The sequence below is a fragment of the Amycolatopsis sp. NBC_00345 genome (assembly GCF_036116635.1).
In the GTDB taxonomy this organism is placed as follows: domain Bacteria; phylum Actinomycetota; class Actinomycetes; order Mycobacteriales; family Pseudonocardiaceae; genus Amycolatopsis.
In genome coordinates this window covers 6,060,417-6,075,044 of the sequence record NZ_CP107995.1, presented here as the reverse complement: position 1 = coordinate 6,075,044, position 14,628 = coordinate 6,060,417, and the positions used below count along the sequence as shown (strand labels likewise).

General features: G+C 72.7%; 14 protein-coding genes. 5 read left to right on the top strand and 9 right to left on the bottom strand.

What is annotated here, in order from left to right; genetic code table 11:
* Nucleotides 1-85: 85 nt before the first annotated feature.
* Both OG943_RS26985 and OG943_RS26980 read right to left on the bottom strand, forming a co-directional pair.
* A complete protein-coding gene (locus OG943_RS26985) occupies nucleotides 86-889 on the bottom strand; it encodes an alpha/beta hydrolase family protein (RefSeq protein ID WP_328603720.1) in 804 nt (267 codons plus the stop codon).
* A 12-nt stretch (nucleotides 890-901) separates the two neighbouring features.
* Complete coding sequence (locus OG943_RS26980; protein ID WP_328603719.1) at nucleotides 902-2,344, bottom strand: xylulokinase; 1,443 nt, start codon at nucleotides 2,342-2,344, stop codon at nucleotides 902-904.
* 33 nt (nucleotides 2,345-2,377) lie between these two features.
* Here OG943_RS26980 and OG943_RS26975 point away from each other — a divergent pair, with 33 nt between their 5' ends.
* Nucleotides 2,378-3,196 carry a class I SAM-dependent methyltransferase gene (locus OG943_RS26975; protein WP_328603718.1) on the top strand — a complete coding sequence of 273 codons (819 nt, stop codon included), beginning with the start codon at nucleotides 2,378-2,380 and terminating at the stop codon, nucleotides 3,194-3,196.
* Here OG943_RS26975 and OG943_RS26970 read toward each other — a convergent pair.
* The 3 genes from OG943_RS26970 to OG943_RS26960 form a co-directional block, all read right to left on the bottom strand.
* The gene (locus OG943_RS26970) at nucleotides 3,177-4,715 is read right to left on the bottom strand and encodes an FAD-dependent monooxygenase (protein WP_328603717.1); all 1,539 of its coding nucleotides are present in this window, start codon (nucleotides 4,713-4,715) and stop codon (nucleotides 3,177-3,179) included. The two genes, OG943_RS26975 and OG943_RS26970, sit on opposite strands and share 20 nt — an antisense overlap.
* 34 nt (nucleotides 4,716-4,749) lie before the next feature.
* The gene (locus OG943_RS26965) at nucleotides 4,750-5,367 is read right to left on the bottom strand and encodes a TetR/AcrR family transcriptional regulator (RefSeq protein ID WP_328603716.1); all 618 of its coding nucleotides are present in this window, start codon (nucleotides 5,365-5,367) and stop codon (nucleotides 4,750-4,752) included.
* 131 nt (nucleotides 5,368-5,498) lie between these two features.
* Nucleotides 5,499-5,675, bottom strand: coding sequence for a CsbD family protein (locus OG943_RS26960; protein WP_328603715.1), 177 nt, complete (start codon nucleotides 5,673-5,675; stop codon nucleotides 5,499-5,501).
* Between the two features lie 128 nt (nucleotides 5,676-5,803).
* Between OG943_RS26960 and OG943_RS26955 the strand changes: the two genes are divergently transcribed.
* On the top strand, nucleotides 5,804-7,285 hold the full coding sequence (locus OG943_RS26955) for an amidohydrolase family protein (RefSeq protein ID WP_328603714.1): 1,482 nt from the start codon (nucleotides 5,804-5,806) through the stop codon (nucleotides 7,283-7,285).
* Between the two features lie 198 nt (nucleotides 7,286-7,483).
* Here OG943_RS26955 and OG943_RS26950 read toward each other — a convergent pair whose 3' ends face one another.
* From OG943_RS26950 to pdhA, 3 genes are read right to left on the bottom strand one after another with little or no spacing between them, the layout of a single operon-like run.
* A complete protein-coding gene (locus OG943_RS26950; protein WP_328603713.1) occupies nucleotides 7,484-8,737 on the bottom strand; it encodes a dihydrolipoamide acetyltransferase family protein in 1,254 nt (417 codons plus the stop codon).
* A complete protein-coding gene (locus tag OG943_RS26945; protein WP_328603712.1) occupies nucleotides 8,737-9,780 on the bottom strand; it encodes an alpha-ketoacid dehydrogenase subunit beta in 1,044 nt (347 codons plus the stop codon). Before OG943_RS26945 ends, OG943_RS26950 begins: the two co-directional genes overlap by 1 nt.
* The gene (gene pdhA / locus OG943_RS26940; protein ID WP_328603711.1) at nucleotides 9,777-10,880 is read right to left on the bottom strand and encodes a pyruvate dehydrogenase (acetyl-transferring) E1 component subunit alpha; all 1,104 of its coding nucleotides are present in this window, start codon (nucleotides 10,878-10,880) and stop codon (nucleotides 9,777-9,779) included. The genes OG943_RS26945 and pdhA overlap by 4 nt, the downstream gene beginning before the upstream one ends.
* A 150-nt stretch (nucleotides 10,881-11,030) precedes the next feature.
* Between pdhA and OG943_RS26935 the strand changes: the two genes are divergently transcribed.
* Nucleotides 11,031-11,504 (top strand): Lrp/AsnC family transcriptional regulator, encoded by a 474-nt coding sequence (locus tag OG943_RS26935; protein ID WP_328603710.1) that lies wholly within the window; start codon nucleotides 11,031-11,033, stop codon nucleotides 11,502-11,504.
* Here OG943_RS26935 and OG943_RS26930 read toward each other — a convergent pair.
* On the bottom strand, nucleotides 11,501-12,328 hold the full coding sequence (locus tag OG943_RS26930; RefSeq protein WP_328603709.1) for a helix-turn-helix transcriptional regulator: 828 nt from the start codon (nucleotides 12,326-12,328) through the stop codon (nucleotides 11,501-11,503). The two genes, OG943_RS26935 and OG943_RS26930, sit on opposite strands and share 4 nt — an antisense overlap.
* Before the next feature lie 101 nt (nucleotides 12,329-12,429).
* On the opposite strand from OG943_RS26930, the gene OG943_RS26925 reads away from it, so the two are divergent.
* Both OG943_RS26925 and OG943_RS26920 read left to right on the top strand, forming a co-directional pair.
* Nucleotides 12,430-13,527 carry an LLM class flavin-dependent oxidoreductase gene (locus OG943_RS26925; protein ID WP_328603708.1) on the top strand — a complete coding sequence of 366 codons (1,098 nt, stop codon included), beginning with the start codon at nucleotides 12,430-12,432 and terminating at the stop codon, nucleotides 13,525-13,527.
* Nucleotides 13,524-14,498 (top strand): NmrA/HSCARG family protein, encoded by a 975-nt coding sequence (locus tag OG943_RS26920; RefSeq protein WP_328603707.1) that lies wholly within the window; start codon nucleotides 13,524-13,526, stop codon nucleotides 14,496-14,498. The genes OG943_RS26925 and OG943_RS26920 overlap by 4 nt, the downstream gene beginning before the upstream one ends.
* Nucleotides 14,499-14,628 lie beyond the last annotated feature (130 nt).

Below are 14,628 nucleotides of genomic sequence, written 5' to 3'. Positions count from 1 at the left end.
ACGGACTGACCGCCTGCCCAGCGCCCCGAAAGCGTTCACTGACGACAGGCCAGTCGTCAGTGACACATAACAGAACCAGCCGGTCCTAACCGGACTCGCCGTTCAGTCCACTGAGCCAGGTGCGGACGTGCTGCCAGGCCTCGCCCTCGGGGGCGGTGACCTGGAAGTGGCTGAGGCCTGGCAGCTCGAGGTAGTCGACCGTATCGCCCGCGGCTCGCGCGGCGGCGACGTAGGCGCGGCTGTGCGCCACCGGCACGCGGACGTCGGCGTCGCCGTGGACGATCAGTTGCGGCAGGCCCAGCGGGAGGCAGGTCAGCGGGGACGCCGCGGGGTCGGGGGCGGTGAGGAAGGCGTCCGTCGCCTCCTCGCCCAGCCCTTCGGCGGAGCTGCGCGGCAGGTCCGTGAGCGGCGCGAGCCCGACGGCCGCCGACAGTCCCGCGCGCGCGGCGGCCAGCAGAGCCAGATGACCACCCGCGGAGTGGCCGATCGCGACGGTCGGGAGTGCCGCACCAGCCGCGGCGCCCGGTTGCGCGGAGTCGCTCGGCTGCGCGGAGTCGACGGGCGGCGCGGAGTCAGCTGGCTGCGCGGAGTCGACGGGCGGCGTCGTATCCGCCGCGGTGGCCGCGGTTACGGCGGCGATCGCGGCGAGGACGTCGTCGAGGCTCTGTGGCCAGCCGCCGCCGTCGCCTTCGGTGCGGCGGTACTCGATGTTCACCGCGAGCCAGCCGGCCGCGACGAGGTCGGCGCACAGGTCGTCGAGCTGGTGCAGGTCGTGGCGGGCGCGCCAGAAACCGCCGTGCAGCACGAAGGCTGTGCCGCGCACAGGCTCGGCGCCGTGCACCTCAACGAACTGGCTCGGCTCGTCGCCGTAGCGGATCGTCCTCGTCATACGGCCATTACATCAGCCGTCGCGGAACGTGGCGAGGTGCGAGTGGGCTTCCGCCAGGCCGTTGTACGAAGCGCGGTACGCCTCGTACAACGGTGTCAGGTCCGTAGCCGGTTCGAAGACGCGCTCGACGGCGACAGTCGCGGCGGCCGCCGTCTCCACGTCGGGGAACAGGCCCGCGCCGACAGCGCCCAGCAGGGCTGCGCCGAGCGCGCCGCTGTCGTGCACCCGCAGCCGTTCGAGCGGGCGGCCGAGTACGTCCGCGTGCAGCTGCGTCCACAGGTCACTGCGCGCGCCGCCGCCGGAGAAGGTGAGGGACGGCAACGGGGAGCCGCACGCTTCGTCCACCGCCTCCAGCACGTGCCGGGCGGAGCAGGCGACGCCGGTCAGCACCGCGCGCGAGAGGTCCGCGCGGCTGGTGCCCGAGCCGAGCCCGAGGAAACTGCCGCGCACGTCGGCGTCCCACAGCGGCGCGCGTTCGCCCTGCAGGTACGGCGTGAAGACCACTCCCGGCGAGCCGTCGGCGGCCGACGCGAACGCCCCTTCGACGCTCTGGCCGGAGACCCGGCCCCACCACCGCACCGCGTCGCCGGCTGCCTGCGTGGGCCCGGCGTGGACGAAAAGCCCGTCGCGCGGCGGGAACCGGACCAGCCCGCGCACCGTCGTCCCCTGTCGTGACGCGCCGGCGACCACCAGCGAGGTGCCGCACGAGACCATGCCGCGGCCCGGTTCGGTGGTGCGGGTGCCGAACACCGAGCCGAACGCGTCCATGGTGCCGACCACCACGGGCGCGCCGCCCAGCTCCGGCGCGGTGCCCAGCGGCGTCTCGGGTTCGAGGAGCTCCGGCAGCCGCTCGGCCAGGCCGTCGACGAGCGCGACGGCCTCGGGCAGGTAGCCGTCCGCGCCCGCGATCCGGACGCCGGAGAGCTTGTCCGTGGCGACGCGGCCGGTGAGCCGCGCGCCGATGAAGTCCTTGGGGCTCAGCAGCCAGCGCGCCCTGGCCCACAACTCCGGCTCCTCGCGGGCGAACCACGCGGCGCGGGCACCGGCGAACGACGCGTCCAGCGCCACCGGGCCGCCCCAGATGCGTGTCTTGTCCTCGGCGGTGAACCTCGCGTCGAGCTCCCGCGCGACGCCGGCGCACCGCTGGTCCTGCCAGATCACGGCCGGGGTCAGCGGGTTCAGATCGGCGTCGGCGAGCAGGTGGGTATTGACCTGGCTGACGATGCCCGCCGCGCGGACGGACCCGGCCGGGAGTCCGGAAAGGACGGTCCGCAACGCCGTCACGCAGCCGCGCCACCAGTCCTCCGGGTCCTGCTCGGCCCAGCCCGGCCGGGGCCGGGCGATCGGGTACGCCACCGAGTGCGCGCCGGCCGGGCGCCCGTCGGCCGTGAACGCCGCGACCTTGACCGCGGTCGTGCCGACATCGATGCCCAGCACGACCTCGCCGTTGTCCATACCCCCACATCTACCAGGCGCTAGGTTCGGAGGATGACTGCATCCGCCGAGGACTTCCTGCGTCGCTTCCACGACCAGCGGCCGGAGGCCCAGTCCGGGCTGTCGCTGTCCGGGCCCGTCGTCGGTGACGGCCGGAAGAGCTACGACGTGCTGGCCGACCGGGTCGCCGGGGCGCGGCGGGTGCTCGACCTCGGCTGTGGTGACGGCCTGCTGCTGGAGACGCTGGCCGGCCGCGGCGCCGAGCTGCTCGCGGGCATCGACCTCTCGTCCGGCGAGCTGGAGGCGTGCCGGCGGCGTCCCGCGCTCGCCGACGCCGACCTGCGCCAGGGCCGCGCGCAGGAGTTGCCGTTCGCGGACGGTTCGTTCGACGCCGTGGTGTCGCACATGGCGTTGATGCTGATGGCGGACGTGCCGTCGATCGCCGCGGAGGTCGCGCGGGTGCTGGCGCCCGGTGGCACTTTCGCGGTCGCCGTCGGGGCGGGCCCGTTGGACGCGGCGGAGGTGTTCCTCTCCTTCGCCCGGCCGATGTTCGACAAGGTGCCGAAGGAACGGCAGGCGCCGCAGACGGGCGACCCCCGGACCCGGCGCCGTGACGGCCTCGACGAACTGCTGGCGCCGGCCGGTTTCGGGCCGGTCTCGTGGGACACGCTGGTGCTCGACCTCGGCGGTCCGGCGGACGAGGTCTGGCAGCGGTGCCGCGACACCTACTACCCGGTGTCCACATTGGACGACGCGCAGCTGGCCGAGCTGCGCGCCGCCTTCGAGGCCTCGACCCGGGAGCTGCTGACCGAGGACGGCCGCCTTCCTTCGGGCGCGAAGATGAGCCTCGCCGTTACGCGTCTGCGGAGCTGATCTCCGACGGCGCGCCGAACCAGCGGGCGAGGGCTTCGCGGAGCGCCGCGAGGTCCGGCTGCTCGTCCGAAGACGCCCAGGCGACGTAGCCGTCCGGCCGGATCAGCAGGGCGGACGGCGCCTCGCCCGGGGCCGTGGTGGTGATGGTGTCGACGCGGTCCTGCCACGGGGCGGCGACGGTCGCCAGTGCCGCGTCGGCCGTGAGGTCCAGCAGGATCGGGCGGGCCGCGTGCGTCGCCTTGGTCAGCCGGTCCTGGTCGTCGGTCTGCAGGTCCGGGGCCCAGCGGCCGGTGAGCGGGTGGGGATCGTCGCCGTAACGGACGTCCGAGCCCGCCATCAGGGCGGCCAGGTGCGCCACCACGTCCTGGTGCCCCAGCAGTTCGCCGAACAGTTCCCGTAGCGCGGTCACCTCGGGGCCGGGCGCGGTCAGCACGCCCTGGGCCTGCGTGTGCATCACGACGCGGCGGCTGACCGGGCGGCGCTCGGCCTCGTAGCTGTCCAGCAGACCGGGCGGGGCCCAGCCGTGCACCTCGGCGGCGAGCTTCCAGGCCAGGTTGGCGGCGTCCTGGAGCCCGAGGTTCAGGCCCGGCCCGCCGATCGCCGAGTGCACGTGGGCGGCGTCGCCGACGAGCAGCACCCGGCCGACGCGGAACGTGTCCGCCAGCCGGGTGTTCCTGCTGCTCACGCGGCGCAGCTGGTGCGGCCCCGGCCCGGCCGGCGGGCCGATCGGCAGGTCGGTGCCGAGCACCCGGCGGATGCTCTCGCGCACCTCGTCGAGCGTGACCGGGACGTCGTCGGCGGGGGCGGGCATATCGCGCTCGCTGACCGTGACCCCGGGGCACGCGGGGTCGAACGGCGAGAACACGAACAGTCCCGTCTCCGTGCGGAAGTGGGTGAACGGCCGGATCACGCCCACGCCGTCGAGCCGCAGCCCGCCGGTGGCCGGGTCGAGCACGGAGTCCGGGAGGGTGACGGACGCGGTGCGGGACACGTGGTTTTCTTGGGTGACACCAGGGAAACCGATGCCCGCGAGCTTGCGGACCGTGCTGCGGCCACCGTCCGCGCCGACCAGGAATCGTGTCTGCAGCCGATAATCGCCTCTCGCGCCGCGGACGTCGACCTCGCCGGTCTCCGGGTCGAGCCCGGTGACCTCGTGCCCGCGGCGGATTTCCACGCCGAGTTCCAGCGCCCGCTCCTCCAGCGCGCGTTCGAGTTCGCGTTGCGGCAGCGGCAGGATGTACAGCGGGTTGTCGGGCAAGTCCGCGAGGTCCAGCGGGAACGCACCGAAGACGTACCGCGGCGCCGGGGCCGGCACCTTGGCGCCGGAGAGGTGCTCGTACAGGCCGCGACGGTGCAGCAGCCGGACGACCTGGCCGACCAGGCCGCTGGCGCGGGACTCGCCCGAGCGCTCGGGCAGCCGCTCCAGGACGACCGGCCGGACGCCGGCCAGGCTGAGTTCGCACGCGAGCATGAGCCCGTTGGGGCCGCCGCCCGCGATGGTGACGTCGATCGTGGACATAGCTCTCCTCGGAAATGGCGGAATCGGTGGGGAGTCAGGGGTGCGCGAGGCCACCGGCGACGGCGTCGAACGCCTCGCACAGAACGGCGCTGAACAGCACGGGTGGGTCCGCGCGAGCCCACTGCTGCGTCGTCGCGCGGATCGCGCCGCCGGCGGCGATGGCGACCAGCGCGGGGTAGAGGTCGGTGCGGGCGTCGGTGCCCGTGCGCTCGGCGACCGCCTCGGCCAATGTGCCTTCGCTGGCGGCGTAGGCCTTGAGGAATTCACCTTGCAGCGCGGGTTCGGCCAGCATCAGCCGGGTGCCATCGATCCACTGTGGATCCGGGACCCGCTCGTCCGCGCCGGCCAGGTCCTCGGCGAAGCGGGCGAGCGCGGCCTCGGTGAGGGCCGTCCAAAGTGGTTCTTCGGCCGGACGGGCGCGGAGCTTTTCCGCGATGCCGAGGACACGGTCGTGGTGCAGGGACGCGATGGCCTCGGCCTTGCCGGAGAAGTAGTTGTTCACCGTCCGGGCCGAAACGCCGGCCTCGGCCGCGATGTCGTCGATGGTGACCTGCCGCAGCCCGCGCTTCACGGTCAGCCGGACGGCGGCCCGGCTGATCTGCGTGCGGGTCTCCTGGCGGCGGCGGTCGCGCAGGCTCGGTTGGTCGGGCATGGGACCACAGTACGCGCAAACTTGCGTGACGCGCAAAGAGTGCGCATCACGCAAGTTTGGGCTACCGGGTCAGACCAGGCGGAAGCCCCGGAACCCACGCGGGTCCCGGGGCCTCCGGGAATCGGGGGAGGTCAGTCCTTGACACCCTTGATGGCGTCCTTGACCTTTTCGGCCGCTTGCTTGAGGTTGCTCTTGCCCTGCTCAGCCTTGCCTTCGGCCTGCCACTGCTCGTTGTCCGTGGCGTCGCCGACGGCCTCCTTGGCGCGGCCCTTGAGCTCTTCGGCCTTGTTCTCCATCTTGTCGTTCATCGTCGAATCCCTCCTGTGGTCCGTACGCGGCGGCTACCCGGGTCCGGCGGGGCCGAAACTTTCCCTTGTCCGGTCAGGGTGATCACCTTTACGTTGTGCGTGCCGGAGCCCCCTTCGCAGGAGCGATCGTGACCACTTCGCTGGACAGTTTCCCGCTCGTGATCAGCGGCGGCCGCGTCATCGACCCGGAGAGCGGTTTCGACGCCGTCGCGGATGTCGGGATCGACGGCGCCACCGTGGCCGCGGTGTCGGCGACGCCGCTGGAGGGCGCGCAGCGGATCGACGCGACCGGGCTGGTGGTCTGCCCGGGGTTCGTCGACCTGCACAGCCACGGCCAGGCCATTCCCGAGCAGCGGCTGCAGGCGCTCGACGGCGTCACCACCGCGCTTGAACTGGAAGCGGGCATCACGCCGGTGGTCTCCGCGTACGCGCGCGCGGCCGCGGAAGGCCGTCCGCTGAACTACGGCTACTCGACGTCGTGGGCGCTCGCGCGCATGGCCGTGCTCGCGGGCGCGCCGCTCGACGGACCCGCGAACACGGTGATCACGCACCTGGGCAACCCGGCCTGGCAGGTGGACGCGTCGCCGAAGCAGCGGGCGGCGATCTTCGAGCACCTGTCGGCCGACCTCGCCGCCGGGGCGCTGGGCATCGGCGTGCTCGCCGGGTACGCGCCGCACCTCGATCCCGCGGAGTACCTCGCCGTCGCGGAGCTGGCCGCGCAGGCCGGGCTGCCGACGTACACGCACGCGCGCCCGCTCGTCGAAGCGGATCCGGACGTGCCGATCGACGGCGCCGAAGAGATCGTCCGCGTCGCGGGGCAGACCGGCGCGCACATGCACTACTGCCACGTGAACAGCACCTCGGCCCGGCAGATCGACCGCGTGCTGGGGCTGGTGGAGCGCTGCCGTCTCGAAGGCGCGATGGTGACCACCGAGGCGTACCCGTACGGCGCCGGCTCCACGGCGATCGGCGCGGCCTTCCTGTCCCCGGAAAACCTGGCGCGCCAAGGGATCCGCACCGACACGCTGGTACTGGTCGCCACCGGCGAGCGGATCGCCGACGCCGCCCGCCTGGCCGAGGTCCGCGCCGCCGACCCCGGCGCGCTCACCGTGCTGCACTTCCTCGACGAGGACGACCCGGCGGACCGCGCGCACCTGGACCGCGCGCTGCTGTTCGAGGACGCCGCCGTGGCCAGCGACGCCATGCCGCTCACCTGGACCGGCGCGAGGCCGGACCCGCTGACCTGGCCGCTGCCCGCCGGCGCGCTCGGCCACCCGCGCGGCGCGGGCACCTTCGCCAGGGCCCTGCGCCGCCTCTACCGCGAGACGGGGAAGCTGACGCTGTCCGAGGCGATCGCGCGCTGCTCGCTCGTGCCCGCACAGGTACTGGACGAGGCCGTGCCCGCCATGCGGCGCAAAGGCCGCCTGCGCCGGGGGACCGACGCCGACATCGTGGTGTTCGACCCCGAGCGTGTCACCGATCAGGCGTCCTACGCGGACGGCACCCGGCCCTCGCTCGGCATCCCGCACGTCCTGGTCAACGGCGTCCCGGTCGTCCGCGACGGCGAAATCGTGCCGGACGCGCTGCCGGGCCGGGCCGTGCGCGGCTGAGCCGGACGCGCCCGGGGCGTCGCAAGTCACAGGGATACGCGGGTGCCGGTCGCCGGTGCCACCGCGGTCCGCAGGTGCGGTGGCGCCGGGGTTGAATGGCCCAAGGGGTCTGGCCAAGGGCTCGTGAGTGGCGATGACGGTTCTAACCGGCATAAACACTCACGAGCTTTACCTGCCCAAACGTTGAGTGGTAGGGCGCTAGACGTTCCGCAGCAGTCGCAGGGGCGACTCGACGCAGTCGGCGACGAAGCGCAGGAACCCGCCCGCCGTGCCGCCGTCGCAGGCGCGGTGGTCGAAGGCCAGCGTCAGCTCCGTGATCTTGCGCGGCACCACCTGGCCGTCGACGATCCACGGCCGGTCGATGATCCGCCCGATGCCCAGGATCGCCACCTCGGGATGGTTGATGATCGCCGCGGAGCCGTCGACGCCGAAGACGCCGTAGTTGTTGATCGTGAAGGTGCCGCCGGTCAGCTCGGCCGGCGCCAGCTTGCCCGTCCGCGCGCGCTCGGTCCGTTCGGCCAGCGCCGCGGACAGCTCCTCGACGGTCAGCGCGTGCGCGTCCGGGATCACCGGCACGACCAGGCCGCGGTCGGTCTGCGCGGCGAAGCCCAGCTGGACCGCCGACGGGACCACGATTTCGTCGCCCTCGATGCGCGAGTTCAGCTCCGGGAACCGGCGCAGGCCGGCCAGCGCGAAGCGGGACAGCAGTGCCAGCAGGCCGACCTTCGGCGCCGACGGGTCGGCGTTCAGCGCCGCGCGCAGCTCCAGCAACGGGGTCGCGTCGACGTCGACCCACACCGTCGCCTCGGGGATCTCGCGACGCGAGCGGGTGAGCTTGTCGGCGACGGTCTTCCTTATGCCCCGCAACGGGATCCGGTACTCACCGGGCTGCGCGGCGGGAACGGCGACGGGCTCCGCGGCCGCACGCTCGACGTCGGCGCGGCTGATCAGCCCGCCGGTGCCCGATCCGGTCAGCGTGCGAATGTCCACACCGGACTCCTTCGCCAGCCGGCGCACGAGCGGGGAGACCACGCGGATCCGGTCCTGGGCGGACTTCGGCGCCGCGTGCACCGTGTCGTGCCTGGGTCGCGCCGAGCCGCGCGGACGCCGGACCCGCCGGGCCTGCGCGGTGCCGGTGCCGTAGCCGATCAGCACGTTCCCGCTGCCTTCGGCCGATTCCGACGGGGCCGGCGTCACCACTCCCGGCTCGACGAAAGCACCCTCCTCCACGGTGATCAGCGCGGTGCCGACGGCGAGCGTGTCACCCGCCGCGCCGTGCAGCGTCGCCACGCGCCCGGCGAACGGCACGGGGACCTCGACGCTCGCCTTGGCCGTCTCGACCTCCACCACCGTCTGGTCCACGGTCACGGTGTCGCCCACCGCCACGTGCCACGCCACGATCTCGGCCTCGGTCAGTCCCTCGCCGAGGTCTGGCAGCTTGAAGACGGCCATCACGCACCCCCGCCGGCCGCCGGGGCGCTGTCGTCCCACTGCAGCCGCTCGATCGCGTCCAGGATCCGGTCGACCCCCGGCAGGTGGTGCTGCTCCAGATTCGGTGCGGGATAAGGGATGTCGAAGCCCGCGACGCGCAGCACCGGCGCCTCCAGGTAGTGGAAGCAGGTCTCCGACAGCTGCGCCGCGACCTCTGCGCCGTAACCGCAGAACCGGCTCGCCTCGTGCACCACGATAGCGCGGCCGGTGCGGCGCACGGACGCGGCGACGGTGTCGAGGTCGAACGGCGAGAGGCTGCGCAGGTCGATCACTTCGGCGCTGTAGCCCTCTTCTTGCGCGGCCTCGGCGACTTGCAGCGTGGTGCCGAGCGCGCCGCCGTAGGAGATCAGCGTGACGTCGCTGCCCGGCCGGCGCACGACGGCACGGTCCAGCGTCGAGCCGCGGTGGTCCAGCCGGGCGGTCTCTTTCTCCCAGTACCGGCGCTTCGGCTCCAGGAAGATCACCGGGTCCGGGCTGTCGATCGCCTGGCGCAGCAACGCATACGCGTCGGCGGGGGAGGACGGCGTGACCACCCGCAGACCGGCCGTGTGGGTGTAGTAGACCTCGGAGGAGTCGCAGTGGTGCTCCACGCCGCCGATGCCGCCGCCGTACGGGATCCGGATCACGATGGGCAGCTCGACCCGGCCGTGCGTGCGGTTGCGCAGCTTCGCGAGGTGGCTGGTGATCTGCTCGAACGCGGGGTAGGCGAAGGCGTCGAACTGCATCTCCACCACCGGGCGCAGGCCGTTCATCGCCATGCCGATGGCCGTGCCGACGATGCCGGCCTCGGCCAGCGGGGTGTCGAACACGCGGGCCTCGCCGAAGCGGGCGGCGAGCCCGTCGGTGACCCGGAAGACGCCGCCGAGTGTGCCGACGTCCTCGCCGAACACGAGCACCCGCTCGTCCTCGGTCAGCGCGTCGGCCAGTGCGCGGTTGAGCGCGCCCGCCATGGTCAAAGTGTCCGAAGTGGATACCGCAGGGGCAGCTTCGGCGATCGCGGTCATGCCTGGTTCCCGGTGGTGAGTTCGGCGGTCAGCTCGGCGGCCTGCTGCCGGAGGGCGGCGGTCGGCTCGGCGTAGACGTGGCGGAACAGCTCCGCCGGGTCGAGCTCGGTGTCGACGTTCATCCGCTCGCGCAGGGTGGCCGCCTCGGCCTCGGCGCGGGCGTCGATCTCCTGCTGGCGCGCGTCGTCGAGCAGGCCGCGGCCGGTCAGGTAGTGCTTGAGCCGCGCGATCGGGTCACGGGCCAGCCACTGTTCGACCTCGGCACGGTCGCGGTAGCGGCTGGCGTCGTCGGCGTTGGTGTGCGACTCCACGCGGTAGGTGACGGCCTCGATCAGCGTCGGGCCCTCGCCGGCGGCTGCGCGGGCGACGGCCTGCTCCACCACGGCGTGCACGGCGGCGGCGTCGTTCCCGTCCACGAGCACCGACGGCATGCCGTAGCCGATTCCCTTGTGTGCCAAGGACGGCGCCGCGGTCTGCTTCGAGAGCGGGACGCTGATGGCGTAACCGTTGTTCTGCACCAGGAAGACCACCGGCGCCTGCCAGACGGCCGCGAAGTTCAGCGCCTCGTGGGTGTCGCCCTCGCTGGTGGCGCCGTCGCCGAGCAGAACCAGCGACACGGAGTCCTCGCCCTTGATCCGCGCGGCGTGCGCGAAGCCGACGGCGTGCAGCGTGTTCGTGGCCAGCGGCGTGCACTGCGGCGCGACGTTCGCGCGGTACGGGTCGTAACCGCAGTGCCAGTCGCCGCGCAGCAGCGTCAGCACCTCGACCGGGTCGACGCCGCGGGCGACCACGGCCATCGAGTCGCGGTAGGTGGGGAAGAGCCAGTCCTGCGGGCGCAGCGCGAGGATCCCGCCGATCTCGGCGGCCTCCTGCCCGCGCGCCGACGGGTAGACGGCCAGCCGGCCCTGCTTCGTCAGCGCCGTGGCCTGGGTGTCGAAGCGGCGGCCCGCGACCATGCCCTGGTACAGCCGCAGCAGCACCTCGCCGTCCGGCAGCTCCAGCGCGGGATCGGGCACCGGGCTGCCGTCGGCGGCGATGAGCCCGAGCGGGTCCGCGCTGGGCAGCAGGTGCGAGGCGGCGGCACGTTCCGTGGTGGTCACCGGCAGCTCCGATCCGACGATTCGACGTAAAGACGGTTAAGGCGAATCCTCACCCTCTGGCGATCAGGTATCCAGGGATCTCGGTCAAGTGTGGAATAATGGCTCGCTGGATCGATCTGCACTGGACGAGTGGCGTCGGGAGGGGCACGGATGCCCGAGTCGGATGGACGAATGGCGGCCGCTCCCGGCGGAGCCGACGTGAAACTCGACGAGGTCGACCTGAAGCTGATCGCCGAGCTGAAGGCCGACGGCCGGGCGTCGATGCGCGCGCTGGCCGAGCGGGCGCACATCTCACGCGCGGGCTGCTACACCCGGGTGGAGCGGCTGCACCGCGAGGGCGTGATCACCGGGTACGCCGCGGTCACCGACCCTCGCCGGATGGGTCAGGGCCTCTCCGCGTACGTCTACCTCAAGGTCACGCAGAACTCGTGGCGCACGGTGCGCACGGCGCTCAAGCAGATCGCCGAGATCGAGCACGGCGGCCTCGTCTCGGGTGACAACGACCTCATCCTGTTCGTCCGCACCCGCGACGCGGACAGCCTGCGCGACCTGGTCTTCGAACGGCTCCAGTCGATGCCGGACGTGCTCTCGACCCACACCGTCCTGGTCTTCGACGAGCTTTAGGAGATCAGCGAGCCCAGCAGCGCCAGCCGCTCCGCCGAGGGCGAGCCCGGCTCGGCGCCGCTGAAGATCACGCGCTGGCCCGGGTCGTCGGGCAGGCGGAGGCTCTCCTCGTTCAGCGTCAGCCGCCCGACGAGCGGATGGTCGTACTCGCGCACCGCGTGCAGGCATTCGGCCACCGGGTGCGTGGCCCAGATCCGCGCGAACTCCGGGCTCTTGATGCTCAGCTCGCCCACCAGCTCGGCCAGCAGCACGTCGTCCGGCTGGTCGCCCGACGCCATCCGCAGGAACGCGACGGTGGACCGCGCCTGGTTCTCCCAGTCCACCAGCAGGTCGCGCATCGACGGCTCGAGGAACATCCGCTTGGTCATGTTGGGCCGCTCGCCGGGGCCGACGCCCAGCAGCGCGAAACCGAGCCGGTTCCCGCCGAGCAGGTCCGCGCGGCGGCCGACGATCACCGCGGCCTGGCCGGTGATGCTCTCGGCGAGCGCGTGCACCGCGGGGCGCACCGATTCGGGCCCGATCTCACGGCGGGCCACCTGCGCGGGCCAGGCCAGGCGCAGCAGGTGCAGCCGTTCGCTCTCGTCGAGGCGCAGCGCGTTCGCGATCGCCTCCATCACCGAGTCGGACATCTGATGGCTCTCGCCCTGTTCCAGGCGGGTGTAGTAGTTCACGCTCACGCCGGCGAGCTGCGCGACCTCTTCGCGGCGCAGCCCCGGCACTCGCCGCGGGGTGCCGTAGGTCGGGACGCCGGACTCCGCGGGGGACAGCGCCGCCCGGCGGGAGCGCAGGAAGTCCCCGAGTTCGGTGTACCGCTGCTCGCTCATGGCCCCATCCTTTCCCGGGACGGCCGACCCTGCCGTCCCCTCCCGTGGGTACCCACCGTGTGGTGCGGCACGAGAGGTACGTGAGGGTTCAACCTCATGGCATGACGAAGTATTCGCTCACGGCGCCGGCGGCCGGGGTCACCCTGGGACTGGACACGTTCGGCGACGTCCTCGCCGACGACCACGGCGCCCCGGTCAGCCACGCCGAGACGATCCGGGGGCTGGTCGAGCACGGCGTGCTCGCGGATCAGGCGGGGCTGGACTTCTTCGGCATCGGCGAGCACCACACCGCCGACATGCCGCTCTCGGCGCCCGACGTGGTGCTGTCGGCGATCGCGGCGAAGACGTCGCGGATCCGCCTCGGCTCCGCCGTCACCGTGCTCAGCTCCGACGACCCGGTGCGGGTGTTCCAGCGCTACTCGACGCTCGACGCGCTGTCACACGGCCGCGCGGAGGTGATTCTCGGCCGCGGTTCCAGCACCGAGTCGTTCCCGCTGTTCGGCTACGACCTGGCGGACTACGACGAGCTGTTCGAGGAGAAGGTCGACCTGTTCTCGCGGCTGCTCGAAGAGAAGCCGGTGACGTGGTCCGGCCGGATGCGCCCGGCGCTCACCGGGCAGGAGGTCGTGCCGCGCACCGAGGCCGGGCCGATCCCGGCGTGGATCGGGGTCGGCGGCAGCCCCGAGTCGGTGCTGCGGACGGCGAAGTACGGCATGTCGCTGATGCTCGCCATCATCGGCGGGCCGTCCTCGCGGTTCCGGCCGTTCGCCGAGCTGTTCCGCGAGGTGCAGCGGCGGCTGGACAAGCCGCGGCGCGCGATCGGCGTGCACTCGCCGGGCCACGTCGCCGACACCGACGAGGCCGCGCGGGAGGAGCTGTACCCGCACTACGTCGAGGTGCTCACGCGGGTCTCGCGCCAGCGCGGCTTCCGCGCGCCGACCCGCGAGACCTTCGAACAGGAGGTTTCCGGGCACGGCTCCTGGTACGTCGGCTCGCCGGAAACCGTCGCCCGCAAGATCGCGGCGACGCTCAAGACCCTCGGGGCTTCGCGCTTCGACCTCAAGTACGGGCTCGGCGGGGTGCCGCGCGGTGCGGTGCTCCGCAACATCGAGCTCTACGGGACCCGGGTCGCGCCGCTGGTGCGCGAACTCGTGGCAGCAGACCGGAACACCGAAGAGAAGGAAGGCAGCAAGTCATGACCGACAAGAAGATCATTGCCGTAGTGGGAGCGACCGGTTCGCAGGGCGGTGGTCTGGCGCGAGCGATCCTCGACGACGAGGACGGGCCGTTCGCGGTGCGCGCGGTGACCCGCAGCGCGGACTCGCCGGCGGCGAAGGAGCTGGCCGCGCGCGGCGCGGAGGTCGTCGAAGCGGACCTCGACGACTTCGACTCCGTCCGGCGCGCTTTCGACGGCGCGTACGGCGCGTTTGTCGTCACCAACTTCTGGGTGCAGCGCACCCCGGAGGAGGAAGCGGCGCGCACGCGGGCGCAGCTGGAACTGGACCAGGCCGCGATCGCGGCGCGCGCGGCGAAGGACGCGGGCCTCAAGCACGTCGTCTGGTCCACTTTGGAGGACACCCGGCCGCATTTCGCGCACCTGGGCAGCGAGCTGCCGGACCTGCTGGAGGTCTACAAGGTGCCGCACTTCGACGCCAAGGGCGAGGCGAACGCGTTCTTCACTGCGGCCGGGGTGCCGACCACGTTCCTCGAGACGACGTTCTACTACGAGTCGTTCCTGGCCGGTCAGGGCCCGAACCGCGACGCCGACGGGCAGCTCGTCCTCACGAACCCGATGGACGACAAGGTGATGGCGCTCGTCGCGGCCGAGGACATCGGGCGCACCGCGTACGGCATCTTCCTGGCGGGCGGCCGGTACATCGGCCGTACGGTCGGCCTCGCCGGCGCTCACTACACGGGTGACGAGCTGGCGGAGCTGTTCACCGGGGTGCTGGGCGAAAAGGTGGTCTACCGCCCGCTGAGCCACGCGCAGGTGCGGGCGGCCGGCTTCCCGGGTGCCGAGGAGGTCGCGAACATGTACCAGTTCTACGCCGACGCCTCGGGCTCGTTCATCGCCGCGCGTGATCTTGATCGGGTCCGCGAGATCAACCCGCGGCTGAAGTCGCTGGAGGACTGGCTGGTGGAGCACAAGGCGGAGATTCCGCTCGGCTGAGCGGAATCCGGGGCGACGGCCGTCCCGGCTGGGCGGCCTTCGCCCGGGGCCGGCGGCGCTGGGGTGACACCGTTCACCCCGCCGGGTGGGCCCGGTGGCCGCCGAGCCGGGCGCGGGCCGCGGAAAGCCG

What these genes read in the sequence shown, in the direction of transcription:
- OG943_RS26945 (WP_328603712.1), bottom strand. Translation starts at nt 9,780, where the DNA reads ATGACCGCGATCGCCGAAGCTGCCCCTGCGGTATCCACTTCGGACACT.
- OG943_RS26950 (WP_328603713.1), bottom strand. Translation starts at nt 8,737, where the DNA reads ATGGCCGTCTTCAAGCTGCCAGACCTCGGCGAGGGACTGACCGAGGCC.
- OG943_RS26975 (WP_328603718.1), top strand. Translation starts at nt 2,378, where the DNA reads ATGACTGCATCCGCCGAGGACTTCCTGCGTCGCTTCCACGACCAGCGG.
- OG943_RS26980 (WP_328603719.1), bottom strand. Translation starts at nt 2,344, where the DNA reads ATGGACAACGGCGAGGTCGTGCTGGGCATCGATGTCGGCACGACCGCG.
- OG943_RS26965 (WP_328603716.1), bottom strand. Translation starts at nt 5,367, where the DNA reads ATGCCCGACCAACCGAGCCTGCGCGACCGCCGCCGCCAGGAGACCCGC.
- OG943_RS26970 (WP_328603717.1), bottom strand. Translation starts at nt 4,715, where the DNA reads ATGTCCACGATCGACGTCACCATCGCGGGCGGCGGCCCCAACGGGCTC.
- OG943_RS26930 (WP_328603709.1), bottom strand. Translation starts at nt 12,328, where the DNA reads ATGAGCGAGCAGCGGTACACCGAACTCGGGGACTTCCTGCGCTCCCGC.
- OG943_RS26925 (WP_328603708.1), top strand. Translation starts at nt 12,430, where the DNA reads ATGACGAAGTATTCGCTCACGGCGCCGGCGGCCGGGGTCACCCTGGGA.
- OG943_RS26920 (WP_328603707.1), top strand. Translation starts at nt 13,524, where the DNA reads ATGACCGACAAGAAGATCATTGCCGTAGTGGGAGCGACCGGTTCGCAG.
- OG943_RS26985 (WP_328603720.1), bottom strand. Translation starts at nt 889, where the DNA reads ATGACGAGGACGATCCGCTACGGCGACGAGCCGAGCCAGTTCGTTGAG.
- OG943_RS26935 (WP_328603710.1), top strand. Translation starts at nt 11,031, where the DNA reads ATGCCCGAGTCGGATGGACGAATGGCGGCCGCTCCCGGCGGAGCCGAC.
- OG943_RS26960 (WP_328603715.1), bottom strand. Translation starts at nt 5,675, where the DNA reads ATGAACGACAAGATGGAGAACAAGGCCGAAGAGCTCAAGGGCCGCGCC.